The organism is Enterocloster sp. 210928-DFI.2.20 (assembly GCF_020554465.1).
Classification (GTDB): domain Bacteria; phylum Bacillota; class Clostridia; order Lachnospirales; family Lachnospiraceae; genus Enterocloster; species Enterocloster bolteae.
On sequence record NZ_JAJCHK010000001.1, the window covers coordinates 499,512 to 515,717 of the forward strand.

16 protein-coding genes are annotated in these 16,206 nt (G+C 52.6%); 8 read left to right on the top strand and 8 right to left on the bottom strand.

Translation table 11 applies throughout. From position 1 onward, the window contains the following. Positions 1-179: 179 nt before the first annotated feature. Complete coding sequence (locus LI015_RS02280) at positions 180-818, top strand: phosphoribosyltransferase (protein ID WP_002565450.1); 639 nt, start codon at positions 180-182, stop codon at positions 816-818. 74 nt (positions 819-892) lie between these two features. On the opposite strand, the gene LI015_RS02285 is transcribed toward LI015_RS02280, so the two are convergent. From LI015_RS02285 to LI015_RS02310, 6 genes are all read right to left on the bottom strand, one after another. After that, positions 893-1,600: an ABC transporter ATP-binding protein gene (locus tag LI015_RS02285; protein ID WP_002565441.1), complete on the bottom strand. Its 708-nt coding sequence runs from the start codon at positions 1,598-1,600 to the stop codon at positions 893-895. Further along, a complete protein-coding gene (locus LI015_RS02290; RefSeq protein ID WP_227123962.1) occupies positions 1,587-2,453 on the bottom strand; it encodes an ABC transporter ATP-binding protein in 867 nt (288 codons plus the stop codon). Before LI015_RS02290 ends, LI015_RS02285 begins: the two co-directional genes overlap by 14 nt. Beyond that, positions 2,453-3,568, bottom strand: coding sequence for a branched-chain amino acid ABC transporter permease (locus tag LI015_RS02295; protein ID WP_002565439.1), 1,116 nt, complete (start codon positions 3,566-3,568; stop codon positions 2,453-2,455). Before LI015_RS02295 ends, LI015_RS02290 begins: the two co-directional genes overlap by 1 nt. Before the next feature lie 10 nt (positions 3,569-3,578). Then, positions 3,579-4,460 (bottom strand): branched-chain amino acid ABC transporter permease, encoded by an 882-nt coding sequence (locus tag LI015_RS02300; protein WP_002565438.1) that lies wholly within the window; start codon positions 4,458-4,460, stop codon positions 3,579-3,581. 154 nt (positions 4,461-4,614) lie between these two features. Next, the gene (locus LI015_RS02305) at positions 4,615-5,778 is read right to left on the bottom strand and encodes an ABC transporter substrate-binding protein (RefSeq protein WP_002565437.1); all 1,164 of its coding nucleotides are present in this window, start codon (positions 5,776-5,778) and stop codon (positions 4,615-4,617) included. 145 nt (positions 5,779-5,923) lie between these two features. Continuing rightward, positions 5,924-6,793, bottom strand: a complete 870-nt coding sequence (locus tag LI015_RS02310; protein ID WP_227124057.1) for a helix-turn-helix domain-containing protein — start codon at positions 6,791-6,793, stop codon at positions 5,924-5,926. 235 nt (positions 6,794-7,028) lie between these two features. On the opposite strand from LI015_RS02310, the gene dapF (LI015_RS02315) reads away from it, so the two are divergent. From dapF (LI015_RS02315) to LI015_RS02345, 7 genes are all read left to right on the top strand, one after another. Continuing rightward, positions 7,029-7,889: a diaminopimelate epimerase gene (gene dapF, locus LI015_RS02315; protein ID WP_227123963.1), complete on the top strand. Its 861-nt coding sequence runs from the start codon at positions 7,029-7,031 to the stop codon at positions 7,887-7,889. Between the two features lie 210 nt (positions 7,890-8,099). Next, positions 8,100-9,437 (top strand): type I glutamate--ammonia ligase, encoded by a 1,338-nt coding sequence (gene glnA / locus LI015_RS02320; RefSeq protein WP_002565434.1) that lies wholly within the window; start codon positions 8,100-8,102, stop codon positions 9,435-9,437. A 45-nt stretch (positions 9,438-9,482) separates the two neighbouring features. Then, complete coding sequence (locus LI015_RS02325) at positions 9,483-10,031, top strand: ANTAR domain-containing response regulator (protein ID WP_002565433.1); 549 nt, start codon at positions 9,483-9,485, stop codon at positions 10,029-10,031. A gap of 61 nt (positions 10,032-10,092) precedes the next feature. Then, positions 10,093-10,923, top strand: a complete 831-nt coding sequence (gene dapF, locus LI015_RS02330) for a diaminopimelate epimerase (protein WP_002565432.1) — start codon at positions 10,093-10,095, stop codon at positions 10,921-10,923. A 215-nt stretch (positions 10,924-11,138) separates the two neighbouring features. Continuing rightward, positions 11,139-12,359 (top strand): LL-diaminopimelate aminotransferase, encoded by a 1,221-nt coding sequence (locus tag LI015_RS02335; protein ID WP_002565431.1) that lies wholly within the window; start codon positions 11,139-11,141, stop codon positions 12,357-12,359. Positions 12,360-12,392: 33 nt separating this feature from the next. Continuing rightward, positions 12,393-12,833: an Lrp/AsnC family transcriptional regulator gene (locus LI015_RS02340; RefSeq protein ID WP_002565430.1), complete on the top strand. Its 441-nt coding sequence runs from the start codon at positions 12,393-12,395 to the stop codon at positions 12,831-12,833. Positions 12,834-12,908: 75 nt separating this feature from the next. Beyond that, the gene (locus tag LI015_RS02345; protein WP_227123964.1) at positions 12,909-13,691 is read left to right on the top strand and encodes an N-acetylmuramoyl-L-alanine amidase; all 783 of its coding nucleotides are present in this window, start codon (positions 12,909-12,911) and stop codon (positions 13,689-13,691) included. Positions 13,692-13,781: 90 nt separating this feature from the next. On the opposite strand, the gene malQ is transcribed toward LI015_RS02345, so the two are convergent. Both malQ and LI015_RS02355 read right to left on the bottom strand, forming a co-directional pair. Beyond that, entirely contained in the window at positions 13,782-15,428 is a 1,647-nt protein-coding gene (gene malQ / locus LI015_RS02350) for a 4-alpha-glucanotransferase (RefSeq protein WP_302325042.1), read from the bottom strand. Next, positions 15,316-16,188, bottom strand: a complete 873-nt coding sequence (locus LI015_RS02355) for an endonuclease/exonuclease/phosphatase family protein (RefSeq protein WP_227123968.1) — start codon at positions 16,186-16,188, stop codon at positions 15,316-15,318. The genes malQ and LI015_RS02355 overlap by 113 nt, the downstream gene beginning before the upstream one ends. Between the last annotated feature and the right edge of the window lie 18 nt (positions 16,189-16,206).

The window sequence follows — 16,206 nt, forward strand, 5'->3', positions numbered from 1 at the left end:
AAGCAGCCCCGGCGCCTGTTTTATAGGATGGAGGGAAGGACGGGAACATCGCAGGATGTTCGTAATTTTTAGCAGAAAATGGTAAGACAGCCGGATAGCCCTTGTACCGGGGAGGATTATTTAGTATAATAATACATATAGAAACCGATGTCCGTACCATTGTAAAAGGGGGCGTTTTTATGGATAATAAGTATGTTAAGATACATACCACCGGCTGTAATGCACCGCTTAAGGTTACACCGGGACACTTTGCCACCAACCATGCCCATATCAATTATTATCTGGATATGACCACCTTAAAGACCAGGCTCAGCGAGGCCCAGGAGATAGCAAGGAGCTTGTCGGGGCTGTTCCTCTATGACACGGTGGTAGATACCATTGTGTGTCTTGAGGGAACCCAGGTCGTGGGCAGTTTCCTGGCTGAGGAACTGACCAGCGCCGGTGTTCTCTCCATGAATGCCCATAAGACTATCTACATCGTGACTCCGGAGTTCAACAGCAACAGCCAGATGATATTCAAGGAGAACATACTTCCCATGATTCGGGATAAGAATGTCATCATCCTGACCGCGTCCGTGACCACAGGCCTGGCACTGAACAAGGGAATCGAGTCCATCCGGTATTACGGCGGTAATCTGAGAGCCATTACCGCTATTTTCAGCGCATTGGAGGAGCTCAACGGATTCAGGATTACATCTATTTTCGGAAGGAAGGATTTGCCGGATTATACGTATTATGACTACAGGGACTGCCCTCTGTGTAAGCAGGGACGGAAGCTGGATGCGTTGGTGAATGCTTATGGGTATACCAGTTTGTAGTGAAACTCTGTGATATAAGTGATAGAACTATAGATCAAAGGCCGGGGAGCATCGCTTCCCGGCCTTTACACGTCTTATTTCTTTTTTTTCCCCAGATAAGCCGCCTTCACAGACTCATCTGCCAGCAGCTCCCTGCCGGTGCCTGACAGGGAAATCCGGCCTGTTTCCAGCACATAACCCTGGTCAGCAATACGCAGGGCCATGTTGGCGTTCTGCTCAATCAGAAGAATGGTCACGCCCTGTTTGTTGATTTCCTTTATGATGTTGAATATATCCTGGACAATGAGAGGGGCCAGGCCAAGGGACGGCTCATCCATCATCATCAGCTTTGGATGGCTCATAAGGGCCCTGGCCACGGCCAGCATCTGCTGCTCCCCTCCTGACAGAGTGCCGGCTAACTGCCAGCTGCGCTCCTTTAACCTGGGGAACAGGCTGTAGACCCATTCTATATCCTGGTCCAGGGAATCGGTTCTCAAATAGGCTCCGATTTTTATGTTCTCGATAACGGTCATGTCCGGGAACACCCGCCTGCCCTCAGGGACAAGGGTGATGCCCTTTGACACAATATCAGGGGTATCCATGCCTAACAGCTCTGTACCGTCAAACTGGATGGAGCCTGCCGAGGCTTTTACAAGTCCTGCGATGGCCCGCAGGGTGGTGCTTTTGCCTGCTCCATTGGCGCCTATGAGGGTGACAATGGATTTCTCCGGTACCTCAAAGCTGATTCCCTTTACAGCCTCGATACCGCCGTAATTTACTCTTAAATCATTAATCTTCAGCATCTTCACTCACCCCCAGATATGCTTCTATTACTTTTGGATTGTTCTGGACCTGGTCGGGCGTGCCGTGGGCTATGAGCTTGCCAAAATCCAGCACGTAAATGCGGTCTGATATCTGCATGACCAAATCCATGTGGTGCTCTATCATGAAGATGGTCAGGTGGTAATCGTCCCTGATTTTGTGGATAAAATCAGTCAGGTCCTGGGTTTCCTGTGGATTCATGCCGGCCGCCGGTTCATCCAGAAGGAGCAGGCTGGGACTGGTGGCCAGGGCTCTGGCAATCTCCAGACGGCGCTGGAGTCCGTAGGGCAGGGAGGAGGCGATTTCGTTCTTTAAATGGGCCAGTCCCTGCATTTCCAGAAGCTCCATGGACTCTTCGCGCATGAGTTTTTCCTCAGCATGGTTGAGGCGCAGTGTGGCTGAAAACACATTCTGCTTTGCCCGCATATGTTTGGCAATCAGGACGTTTTCAAAGACAGTCAGGGCGCCGAAGAGACGGATGTTCTGGAAGGTCCTGGCAATGCCCAGCTTGGTAACCTGGTCCGGTGTCTTGCGCACGGGAGTCAGGTCCGTGGGGGTTATATCGCCCTCATAGAGGCGCCGCATTTTGCCCTGGGGCGTATCGGCCAGTATGACCTCACCGTTAAAGGATACGGAACCAAAGGTGGGCTGGTAAATACCTGTGACACAGTTGAAAGCAGTGGTTTTGCCTGCCCCGTTGGGCCCGATGAGGGCCACGATTTCGTGTTCATTTACATCCAGGGTCAGTCCGTTCACTGCCACGACGCCGCCGAACTGCATGGTGATGCTCTCCATATGCAGTACATTTTTTACGCTGTTTTCCATGTTGTTCATCAGTGGATGCCTCCCTTCTTGGCGGAAGAGGGCTTTTTCCTGCCTCTCTTAAACTTGCCGGGAATGCCCCGTATGAGCCGGAACAGTCCGTCCCAGGAGAATTCGTGGTTTCCCATGATACCGCGGCTGTAGAAGAGCACAACCGCCATCAAAAGGATGGAGAAAATGACCATACGGAATCCCGAGCGGAACAGGGGAACACTTACCCCGGCAATGGTCAGTGGATCGTCGAAGAAGCGCAGCAGCTCCCTGCCTGCGGTGACCAGGAATGCGCCTGCCACGCTGCCTGTAACGCTGCCGATGCCGCCTAAGACCACAATCAGCAGGATATCATATGTAAGGGCTACCTGGAAGGTTTTGGAGTCAATGGATCGCATAAACATGGCCAGCATTCCGCCTCCCACTCCTGTGAAGAAGGAGGAAATCACAAAGGAAAGCTCCTTGTAATGAAAGAGGTTGATTCCCATGGACTGGGCAGCTACCTCGTCCTCCCGGATGGATTTAAATGCCCTGCCGTAGGAGGAGTTAATGAGAAGAACCATCAGGGCAATACACAGGGCGGCCAGGCCGAATACCGCAAAGATATTGGGAAAGCCCGGTATACTCTTAAGACCGTAGGAACCGTTGGTAATGGTGTCAAACATGGGGGCTGCAATGAACGCCCGGATAATTTCCGAAAAGCCAAGGGTTGCGATGGCAAGATAATCGCTCTTTAAGCGCAGTACCGGGATTCCGATAAGGGCAGCCATGGCTGCTGCTGCCAGTCCGCCAAGGAGCAGGGCCACGGGGATGGGCAGCTGGATATTGGCAATGACCGGTGATATGCCGCTTACATAGTATACGCTGGCCCTGGATCCCACCGGGATGGTAAAGATGGCAACCACGTAGGCGCCGATGGCCATAAATCCTGCCTGGCCCAGGGAGAACAGGCCCGTAAAGCCGGTCAGCAGGTTCATGGAAACAGCCACCACCGCATAGATGGCGCTTCTCTCCAGAATGGATATCTGGTAGCTGTATTCGGCAGTGTCAGACTGCAGGAATGCCAGGAAACCGATGATTATTACCAGGGCAATGAGGGTATATAGTTTGTTCTTGTTCTTTGTCATATTCTTCATGTCCGCCACCTCACACTTTATCGGTCGTCTTCTCACCAAAGAGTCCTGTGGGACGGATGAGAAGCATGACAATCAACAGGATAAACGTAAATGCATCGCTGAAGGTAGACTGTCCCATGGCCACCAGGGCTGTCTCTCCAAGCCCCAGGATAAAGCCTCCGATGACAGCTCCGGGAATGCTGCCGATTCCTCCGAACACGGCAGCCACAAAGCATTTTAAGCCCGGAAGGGCGCCGGAGAAGGGGAATACGGTCATACGGTCCGTAAAATACAAAATGGAGCCGATACCGGCCAGCAGGGACCCCACTGCGAAGGTAAAGGTGATGGTCTTATTGATTTTAATGCCCATAAGGGAGGCTGTCTCATAATCCTTGGAAACCGCCCTCATGGCCATGCCTATTTTGGTGTGGTTAATCAGCAGAATGAGAAGATAGACCAGCACCAGGGTCAGGACAGGGGTCAGGAAGGTGACAAAGGAGGCGGACAGTCCGCCTATCCGGAAGATTTTCTTTAAGAAAGGAATCTCCGGATACCCTTTGGGCAGGGCGGTAAAGAGGTAGGTGGCCAGATTCTGCAAAAGGTAGGAAACGCCGATGGCTGAAATCATAACAGACATTCTGGGTGCGGATCGCAAGGGGCGGTAGGCCACCCGCTCTATGGTGACGCCCAGAAGAATGGTCACAATCAGGGTGACGGGAATGGCAATGAACCATGGCAGGCTTGCCATTGCAAAAATCATAAAGTATCCGGCCATCATGAAGATATCGCCGTGAGCGAAATTGATGAGGCGGAGGATGCCGTAGACCAGGGTATAGCCTATGGCAATGAGCGCATAGGCCCCGCCAAGGGAGATGCCGGTCAGGCATTGCTGAAGAAATGTTGTTAAACTCATATGAGTCTGCCTCCTGTGTTTTTATAGTAAGGTCCGTATCCAGAAATCCGTTAAAACATGCAACCAGCCCTGGAACGTCCAAGGCTGGTTAAGACTAAAGGCAGCAGCGTTTGCCGCCTGCAGCCCTGTATCCATATGTAATTCGCCAGATGCCCTATTCCACAGTAGTGGTGGTCAGGAACTGGAACCTGCCGTCCTTGATGGTCTTGATGAACGCGATATCTTTGTTGGCATCGCCGGTCTCATTAAATGTGATGTTTCCTGTTACGCCGTCAATCTCTACATTCTTAAGGGCGTCGCGGATGGCGGTGGTATCGGTGGATCCTGCGTCCTCTATGGCCTTGATGGCAGCCAGGTAGGAATCGTAACCCAGGGCGGAGACAGCCGGGATAATGTCTTCCTGCTTTTCCTTTACCAGATATTCCTTGAAGCCCTTGATGAAGGCCGCAGCCTCGTCGTTAGCCGGTTCCGCCTCGTCAAAGAAGGTGGAGATTACGACTCCTTCAGAGTCGGCGCCCGCGTTCTCGATGATGGTGGAGTTCTCCCATGTATCGCCGGCAGCAATGGTAGCCGTGATTCCCAGCTCCCTGGCCTGCTTGATGATTAACGGGGCAGTGGTGATGGAGGACGGAGCAAAGATGATGTCGGGGTCAGCCGCCTTTATGTTGGTCAGGATGGCCTTGAAATCAGTCTGGTTTGTCTGGAACTGTTCCTCGCTGACAATGTTGCCGCCCAATTTTGCAAAGGCTTCCTTAAAATAGGATCCAAGACCAGAGGAATAGTCATCGCCCAGCTGGGTAATCACGGCAGCGCTCTTTGCACCGTTCTGGAATGCGTAATTCGCCATGACCGTGCCCTGGAAGGGGTCGATGAAGCATACACGGAAATAATAATCATTTCCCTCGGTTACCTGTGGGTTGGTACAGGAACAGCCGATGGCCGGAATCTTGGCGTCTGCGAAGATCTGTCCGGCTGCAATGGACACGCCGGAGCCGTAGCTTCCCAGCACCACGCTGACCTTTTCGCTTACCAGCTTCTGGGCCGCGTTCACAGCCTCGGTCTTATCGGATTTGTTATCTACCTCCACCAGCCTGACAGCATATTCTTCGCCGCCTATGTTGACGGTGGGGTGCATCTCGTTGGCATAGCGGATACCCAGTACTTCCTGATAGCCTCCGCCTCCGTTCTCACCGGTGGTCGGCTCGAACACGCCGATTTTGATGACTTTTTCGTCTGATTTCTTGCTGCCGCACCCTGCCAGGGCACTGGCTGCCAGGCATGCCGCCATGGTCACTGCTGCTACTTTTCTGATTCTCATAATACATTCCTCCTGTTTCATTGAATTTATCCCGGACCAGTTTGTTTTGCGTGTTCACCTCACAAAGACAACTGTCCTCAATAGGAAAACAATGAGTATATTATAACAGAAATCAGAAAAAATTCAAGAAAATTCAGGAAATACTTTATATTTTAGTGCCAGGATTCCGTTTTGGCAGATGGTGGAAGTGATTTTTGTAGGCCCTTAGAAAGGTGGAGTAATGGCTGAAGCCGGAACGGAAGCAGGCGTCCGTGGCATTTACCCCCTCGCCCAGCAGGTCCCTGGCGTAAATCAGGCGTTTTTCGGTGATGTAATTTCCTATGGTACATCCTGTTTCTTCTTTGAAAATACGCATCATATGGTACGGGCTGATGCAGCTTAAGGAGGACAGTGTCCCGATGCTCAGGTCCTCGTCCAGATGTTCATTTATATAGGATATAAGGCCGGAGACCCGGTAGTTTAAGACACCCGTGGGAAGGTACTGGGCCTTGTCATCCATGGAGGCCCTGTTCAGCTCCACCAGAAATTCCAGGCATAAAAGGCGGCTCATGAGGGGACCGGCAAACTCTTCCTGCTGCCAGTTCTGGGAGCGTTCCAGCTGCTTTAAAAGGGAGAGCATGTTCGCCCGGACCTCCTCCTTCAGCCTGAGAACATTAGAATGACGGTAGGCTGCCGTGGCAAAACACCGGTCCAGGGAATCTTCGTTTTCTCTGTGCCGGTCCAGAAAATCCTGGGACAGGTAAAGGATCTGCCGCTCATAGGGCTGCCCCGGGTCCACCTCGGGCCGGTGGATCTGCCCCCGCCCCACCAGCACAATATCAAAGGGGTGAAGGGAATAGGAGCGTCCTTCTATGACATAGTTGACCTTTCCCTCCAGCAGCACCATGATTTTCAGGAAATCGTGATAGTGGAATTCATAGCAGGGACTTACCTTATCTTTTAAATGGAACAGCCGGAAGTCCTCTTTCAGGAATCCCTGGCGCTCAAACGCAGGGGCGTCATCTGTGATGGGCATGGAACCGTTACCTCCTTTTTGCATGCCGTGTCTCCGTGTGATGGAAACATTGTTTGTGGGGATATTTTAAGTATAAAATAAATACAGCATTATTTGCAATATAAAATAGCAATATATCTATATTATTATCAAAAAATGCTTGATAAAATAATGGTAAAGTTAACAGCCGGCGGAGTGAGTCAGGAGCCGGCAATGAGTACCGCTAAAACAGACCGCAGACAGGGAGGATATCTATATGAGGATTGTAGTGGAAAAATATCATGGACTGGGAAATGATTATCTGGTATACGACCCCAATAAAAACAAACTGAAGCTGACCCCTTCCAATGTACAGCTTATGTGCAACCGCAATTTCGGGGTGGGTGCCGACGGGATTCTGGAGGGACCTGTTCTGGACGGTGAGCGGATTTCCATGGTGGTATGGAATCCGGACGGCAGTGTGGCGCAAAAGAGCGGAAACGGGGTCCGGATTTTTGCCAAATATTTAAAGGACGCAGGGTATGTACAGAAAAAAGATTTTACCATTTCCTCCCAGGGCGGCGAGGCGTCCATCCATTATCTGAACGAGGAGGGCACCCGGTTAAAGGCATCCATGGGAAAGGTATCCTTCTGGAGCGACGATGTGCCGGTGGAGGGACCCCGCAGGGAAATCATCAACGAGACCATGGTGTTTGGCCGGATTCCCTATCCTGTTACCTGCCTGTCCATCGGCAATCCCCACTGCGTTATCCTTATGGATGAGATTTCAAAGGATTTGGTGTGCAGGATTGGAAGGTATTCTGAGAGCGCCAGGCAGTTCCCGGAGAAAATCAACACACAAATCATGAAGGTACTGGACCGGACCCATATCCAGACCGAAGTGTACGAACGGGGAGCGGGCTACACACTGGCTTCCGGCAGCGGCTGCTGTGCGGCTGCGGCTGCGGCCTACCGTCTGGGGCTTACGGATCCCAAGATGTTTGTGCAGATGCCGGGAGGCACCCTGGAGCTGGAGATTGACGGGGAAGGTGTGGTCCACATGACCGGAGATGTGGGATATGTGGGTGCCGTCAAACTGGGAAGCCATTTCACAGAACAGCTTCGCGCGTTAAAGTGATATCAAAAAAATAGAGGAAATTCATTGACAAATGAAATATCTGCTGATATATTTTTTATAACAAAAAGCAGGGGTAAGGGAAGGATGACGAGGGCGTCTTAAGGGGGCTCTGTCCCTGCCCGGTGGATTTTAAGGAGGCGGGAGCATGGTAATAGGTTCCCGCCTCTGCGTGTTTGTGGGTATCACAGTTTGCAAGAGAGGGAGATTATTATGAGCAAATACAGTAAAGAGGACATCATGCGTATGGTGGAAGAGGAGGATGTGGAGTTTATCCGCCTCCAGTTTACGGATATCTTCGGAATGCTTAAGAATGTGGCCATCACCGCCAGCCAGCTTGAAAAGGCGTTGGATAACCGCTGCATGTTCGACGGATCTGCCATTGAAGGGTTTGTGAGGATTGACGAGTCGGATATGTACCTGTATCCGGATTTGGATACCTTTGAGGTCTTTCCGTGGAGGCCCCAGCAGGGCAAGGTGGCCAGGTTTATCTGCGACGTGTATAACCCGGACGGGACCCCGTTTTCCGGCGATCCGAGGTATGTGCTCAAACGGGCTGTCAAGCGGGCGCAGGACATGGGATATGTGCTCAATGTGGGCCCGGAATGTGAATTCTTTCTCTTTCACACGGACGAGGAGGGAAGGCCCACTACCAGCACACATGAGATGGCGGGATATTTTGACGTGTCTCCCATTGACCTGGCGGAAAATGTCCGCAGGGATATTGTGCTGAACCTGGAGGAGATGGGATTTCAGGTGGAGGCCAGCCATCATGAGATTGCGCCGGCCCAGCATGAGATTGATTTCCAGTACACGGACGCGCTTCGGGCTGCGGACAATATCATGACCTTTAAGATGGCGGCAAAGACCATAGCAAAGCGCCACGGACTCCATGCCACCTTTATGCCGAAGCCCAGAGAGGGTATGAACGGATCCGGCATGCATATCAATATGTCGCTGTCAGACAAGGAGGGCAGGAACCTGTTTGCGGATGACCAGGATGCTTTGAGGCTGAGCAGGGACGCCTATTATTTCATGGCCGGCATTCTTAAGCACATGAAGGCCATGACCATCCTGACAAATCCGCTTGTGAATTCCTATAAACGGCTGATTCCGGGATTCGATGCGCCCATTTATATTGCCTGGTCACCTACCTCCAACCGCAGTTCCCTGATTCGTATACCATCCCCCAGAGGGGAGAGTACGCGCATTGAACTGCGGTGCCCGGATTCTGCCATGAATCCGTATCTGGCCCTGGCGGCCTGCCTGTCGGCGGGACTGGACGGAATTGAAAAGAAAACCGGACTTCCTGCATGTGTGGAGGGAAATATGTTCACCATGGAGCCGGAGGAACTGAGGGAACGCAACGTGGAGCGGATTCCCGAAACCCTTGGGGACGCCATCGAGGCATACAGCGGGGATGTTTTTATGAAGGAGGTGCTGGGAGAGCACATTTACACCAAATATCTGGAGGCCAAGGAGCAGGAATGGAGGGATTTCCGGGCTCAGGTAACGGATTGGGAAGTGAGCCAGTATCTGTATAAATACTGATGGCGCCGGCAGTTGTGAATAAGGTTTTACCTGGAGGTGGGACATGTGACTAACATCATCGTAGCGTTTTCCAAGCCGGAGGACGGGAAGAATATAAAGAGCATATTGGTCCGAAACGGTTTCCAGGTAGTGGCAGTCTGCACCTCAGGCGGTCAGGCCCTGTCGGCTGCGGACTGTCTGAACGGGGGAATCGTGGTGAGCGGTTACCGGTTTGAGGATATGATGTACGACGAGCTGCGCCAGTGCCTGCCGGGAGATTTTGACATGCTTCTGATTTCATCGCCTGCCAGGTGGGGCGGACAGTGCCCGGACAGGGTTATCTGCCTGCCCATGCCCCTTAAGGTCCACGACCTCTTAAATACCCTGGAGATGATGGTGCAGGCCCAGGAGAGGATCCGCAGAAGGAGAAGAAGCAGGCCAAAGGAGCGCAGCAGGGAGGAGCAGGATATCATAACAGAGGCAAAGACGCTGCTGATGGAACGGAACAATATGACGGAGTCGGAAGCCCACAGATATATACAGAAATGCAGCATGGACAGCGGCACCAATCTGGTGGAGACAGCACAGATGGTAATCAGCCTCATCCATGTGTGACGGGGACGGATAAGGGAAAGAATGATTAGAATGCCGGTAATACGGCAGGATGGAGACGGATATGGAATTTACAAAAATGCAGGGAACAGGTAATGATTATGTGTATGTGGACTGTTTTAAGGAGACGGTGAGGGATCCGGCAAAGACAGCCATCTATGTGAGCGACCGCCATTTCGGCATCGGGTCCGACGGATTGATTCTCATATGCCCCTCCCGGACAGCGGACTGCAGAATGGAGATGTACAACGCGGACGGGTCCCAGGGAATCATGTGCGGCAACGGTGTGCGCTGCGTGGGTAAATACGTTTACGACCATGGTCTGGTGGATAGGGATAAAAGGACCATCACAGTGGAGACACTGGCAGGGATCAAGACGCTGGAGCTGGAAATTGAGGATGGAAAGGCAGTGTCCGTTACCGTGGACATGGGGGAAGCAGCCCTCACATCCAGGCTGCCGGAGGATATCACGGTAGACGGGAAGGAATACCGGTTTGTAGGAATCAACGTGGGAAATCCCCATGCAATCTATTATGTGGACCAGGTGGACTGTCTGGATTTGGAGCGGATTGGACCGGCCTTTGAGAACCATGAGCGGTTCGCGCCTGACCGTGTGAATACGGAGTTTATCCATGTGGCGGACCGTAAGCACCTTGAGATGCGGGTGTGGGAGCGGGGAAGCGGCGAAACCTGGGCGTGCGGCACAGGCGCCACGGCCAGCGTCATGGCCTCCATCCTCATGGGATATACGGAGGATGAGGCGGAGGTGGCTCTGCGCGGAGGAAAACTGGTGATACGGTATGAAAGGGAGTCGGGCCATCTGTTTATGACAGGGCCGGCCGTGGAGGTGTTCCGGGGCTCTATTGACATACCCGAAGAAATATATTATGATTGATAAGGCGAATTTTATCAGTTAATACTTTAAAGCGAAAAATGTTCAATATACACTCTCAGGAACCAGACGCGCGACGGCGCGCGTCCTGGTACACCTTTTGCGGCACGGCGGCGGACATGGAAAAGACATGGCGCTGTATCCTGCGGCAAAGGGCGTATCCGGTTTTTGGGGGTGTTTTCATATTTCAGACAGGCAGAGGCCAGGAGGAAGCACACATGTTTAAGATCAACGAGAATTATTTGAAGCTGCCGGGAAGCTATCTCTTTTCCGCCATTGCGAAAAAAGTGGCTGCATATGAAGAGGCTAACCCGGACAGGCAGGTTATACGGCTGGGAATCGGGGATGTGACACTTCCCATTGCCCCGGCCATTGTGGAAGCCATTCACAAGGCGGCGGACGAGATGGGACAGGCCAAGACATTTCACGGCTATGCGCCGGATTTGGGTTATGCCTTTTTACGGGAGACCATTGTGGAAAAGGATTACAGGTTATGGGGCTGCCATGTGGAGGCAGACGAGATATTTGTATCGGACGGAGCCAAAAGCGACTGCGGCAATATCCAGGAGATATTCAGCGAGGACAGCCGCATTGCGGTGTGCGACCCTGTGTATCCCGTGTATGTGGATTCCAATGTCATGGCGGGCCGTACAGGCAGCTATGACCCTGACACGGGCATGTGGAGCAATGTGATCTACATGCCCTGTACGGCGCAGAATCATTTTGTGCCGGAGCTTCCGCAGGAGACGCCGGATCTTATTTACCTGTGTGTGCCCAATAACCCCACAGGCACCACGCTGACCAGGGACCAGTTAAAGGTGTGGGTGGACTATGCAAACAGGGCAGGGGCCGTGATTCTCTATGATGCTGCTTACGAGGCTTATATATCCGAGGAGGATGTGCCTCACAGCATATTTGAGATAGAGGGAGCCAGAACCTGTGCCATTGAGTTCCGTTCCTTCTCAAAAAAAGCCGGGTTCACAGGCGTTCGTCTGGGATTTACCGTGGTTCCGAAGGATTTAAAGTGCGGGGATGTAATGCTGCATTCGCTGTGGGCCAGACGCCACGGCACCAAGTTCAACGGAGCCCCCTATATTGAGCAGAGAGCCGGTGAGGCCGTATATTCCGAAGAGGGCAGCCGGCAGGTCATGGAGCAGGTGGCGTATTATAAGAGGAATGCCATGGTTATCTATGAAGGGCTTAAGGAGGCGGGCTACACTGTATTTGGGGGAATCAATTCGCCCTACATCTGGCTTAAGGTGGAGGACGGGATGGACAGCTGGGAGTTTTTTGACTATCTTCTGGAACAGGCCAATGTGGTGGGAACACCGGGAAGCGGCTTCGGGCCCAGCGGCGAGGGTTATTTCCGCCTGACGGCCTTTGGAACCTACGAGAATACGGTGGAGGCTGTAAAACGGATAAAGGCCCTCAGGCGGTAACAGGGGCAGGAGAACAGGGAGGAAAAGGGTAATATGGATGAGATTGACCGCAAGATACTAAAGCTTTTACAGGACAATGCAAGGGTTTCCCTAAAGACCATCGCAGAGAATACGTTTCTATCCTCTCCGGCGGTATCAGCCAGGATTGAACGCCTGGAAAAGGAGGGTATCATAACAGGCTACCATGCCTCTGTGGACCCGGTGAAGCTGGGGTATCACATACTGGCATACATTAACCTGGAGGTGATACCCGAGGACAAGGAGCAGTTCTATGCCTATGCCCGGGAGGTGCCCCATATACTGGAGTGCAGCTGTGTTACCGGAGGATTTTCCATGCTGTTAAAGGTAGCCTTTAAGAGTACCATGGAGCTGGATATGTTCATAGGACAGCTGCAGAAATTCGGCAGGACAAGCACACAAATCGTATTTTCCACCCATGTTGGTCCCAGAGGAGTGGATGTGGACGAAATTTAGTTCCAGGTTCAGTCAACATTTGTCTTACTTTCACATATGGTATAATGTAGAGTCATATATGAAGGAGAATCTGGTATGACAGATGTTAAGAGAGTCATAATTGATGCCGGCCACGGCGGCGAAGAGCCGGGCGCCATGTACGACGGGCGCCGGGAAAAAGACGATACCCTGCGGCTGGCTCTTGCCATAGGACGGATATTGGAAAATAATGGGGTGGATGTGGTATATACAAGGACCACGGATGTATACGACACGCCTCTTGAGAAAGCCCGGATAGCAAACCAGTCAGGGGCCGATTATTTTGTGTCCATTCACCGGAATGCATTCCCGGTACCGGGAACTGCAAGCGGCGCCATGACGCTGGTGTATGAGGATGCAGGTGTGCCGGCCATGCTGGCGGATAATATCCAGCGCAATCTGGTGGAAACAGGGTTCAGGGACCTGGGAGTACAGGAGCGCCCCGGTCTTATCGTGCTGCGAAAGACACAGATGCCTGCTGTGCTGGTGGAAGCGGGATTTATTGATAATCCGGATGACAACCGGTTTTTTGATGAGAATTTCGATACCATTGCCCAGGCCATAGCAGACGGTGTGCTGGAAACCATCCGGCAGCAGGAGGCGCAGAGACCGGAATATTATCAGGTCCAGGTAGGAGCCTTCCGCACCAGGATGCCGGCAGACAGGCTGGTGAATGAACTCCAGGCCAGCGGCCTTCCGGCCTTCCTGGTTTACGACGACGGACTGTACAAGGTAAGGGTTGGCGCTTTCCTCAATATGGACTATGCGGTACAGATGGAGAGGAACTTAAGAAACATGGGATATCCCACTGTGCTGGTGAGGGAACGGGCCATATACTGATGTATTTACATTGTAAATAATTTCTAAATATAGACAGGTTAATGCCGCAGGCCAAATTCTCATGGATTTGGCCTGCGGCAGCTTTACATATCACCAGTTCCAGCGCCCGTAGCGCAGTGTGACGGAGGAAATGGTTTTCACTAACGGATCCGACATCTGGCCGGGAAGAAGGCGCCATCTCCAGTTGGTGCCCACAGTGGAGGGGGTGTTGATGCGGCAGTCATTGTCCAGGCCCATATAATCCTGAAGGGGGATGATGCACATTCTGGCCTGGCTGCGCATAATCAGGCTGATAAAGGACATGTGCAGACGGCTGGCGGGGGTACAGCTGTCACAGAGATAATCCCTGGCCAGCTTCCGTTCCTGGGCTGTGATGGAGGCATACCATCCTTTGATGGTTTCATTGTCATGGGTGCCGGTGTAGGCCACACAGTTTTCAGGGTAGTTATGGGGAAGATAATCGCTGGCGCAGCCGGAATCCCTGGAATCAAAGGCAAATTCCAGTACCTTCATGCCCGGGAATCCGCTGTCCTTTACAAGCTGTCTGACGGAGTCTGTCACATATCCCAGATCCTCGGCAATGATTTCCTTTTCTCCCAGGGCGCTGCGCACGGTGTGGAAGAAGCCGATTCCCGGTCCCTGCTCCCAATGGCCTCCGACGGCAGTGTCGGAGCCGGCCGGAATGGAATAGTACTGGTCAAATCCGCGGAAATGGTCAATCCTTACCACATCATACAGTTTATAGCAGTAGGCCAGCCTGGCCAGCCACCATTCATAGCCTGTGCTGCGGTGGTATTCCCAGCGGTACAGGGGATTTCCCCAGAGCTGTCCTGTGGCGGAAAAGCCGTCAGGAGGGCAGCCTGCAACTGCGGTCGGTATATTGTCCCGGTCCAGCTCAAAGAGTTCAGGATGGGCCCATGTGTCGGCGCTGTCCATGGCCACATAGATGGGAATGTCCCCTATGATGCGGATTCCGTTGGCATTGGCATAGGATTTTAGTTTTTTCCACTGCTGGCTGAATTTGAACTGAAGGTATTGGTGGAATTCTATGTCGTAGTATAGCTCCCTCCGGTAGTAATCCAGGGCGTTCTGCCAGCGCAGGCGGATGTCCTGTGCCCACCGGGTCCAGGCAGTTCCTTTGAACCGGGCCTTTACTGCCATGAAAAGGGCGTAATCCTCCAGCCACCATCTGTTTTCATCCCTGAATTTCCGAAACTCCGGGTCCAGGCTTATGCTGCTCCTCTCATAGGCTTTTCTCAGCAGGGGGTACCGCTCTTCGTAGACCTTTGCATAGTCCACAAAATCCGGCCGGCTGCCGAAGTCGGCCTGGCTGCATTCTTCCTCTGTAAGGACGCCTTCCTGTATAAGGTCCTCCAGACTAATGAAATAGGGATTGCCTGCAAAGGTGGAAAAGGACTGGTAGGGGGAATCCCCGTAACTGGTGGGCCCCAGGGGGAGAATCTGCCAGTAGGACTGGCCGGCCTCCTTTAAACGGTCCACGAATTCGTAGGCCTCCTTTGAAAAGCAGCCGATTCCGTATCTGGAGGGAAGGCTGGTGATGGATAGTAAGATTCCGCTTTCTCGTTTCATATCTATATGCTCCTTTTTGCAGGCATTGTCCTGTTTAATATTCTGTGATGATTCCAAAATGGTCTGATACAACGGGAAAGGATGTGCCGTCGTATATGGTTCGGGAGGAAATAACCGGCACCCTGCGGCTGGTCCAGATGTAATCAATACGCATTCCCGGTATCTCTCCCTGTTCCCGCCATCCGTCAATGGCATTTGCCACGGTGACGCCTGAATCCCTGGAAGCAGCCAGGTCATATGCGTCAAACCAGCCTGAGGCCAGAATCAGGTCCCGTCCCTGGCCGGTTATGTGGGCCGGTGAGTTGAAATCCCCCATGAGCCACAGATGTTCTTCTGCTAAGGGGGACAGGCCGCTGCTTATGCGGTTCCATTGTCCCTCAAAGGGTTCTTCGCTGTCATCCCACCAACCCATGTGGACACTGTAAAAATATTCATTTCCGTATTCTGTCCGGGTGTTGATTCCAAGTATTTTTCGGGTTTTCCAGTTTTCATAATCCCGGATGACGGTGATGTAAAACTGGCTGGTCCCCAGTATGGGGGAACGGCTGAGGACGGCCAGGCCCTCGTCGTATATCCCGTACCCTACCTTGGCCGGGGTCCAGGTCCACTGGTAGGAAACACCGGCCCGGGCCAGGAGCAACGCCAGGTTAAGGGCGTGGTTGTCTGCGCGTATGACTGCCCGGGAGGCGCAGGGGGAGACTGTGTTTAAGTCTTTGGCACAGCAGGGAACATAGCCGGATTCCCGCAGCCAGCCGGAGGCTGCGGGCGGAGCGCTCCTGGACTGGTTGACCTCCTGGAGGGCTATGATATCCGGTTTGATTTGGACAAGGGATCCGGCAAAGGCGGCGAGCTTGGATTCATATTCCGGCTCCGCCAGACTGTGTGTGTTAAGCGTCATTATTTTCATACTACCTGCCTCCGGTGG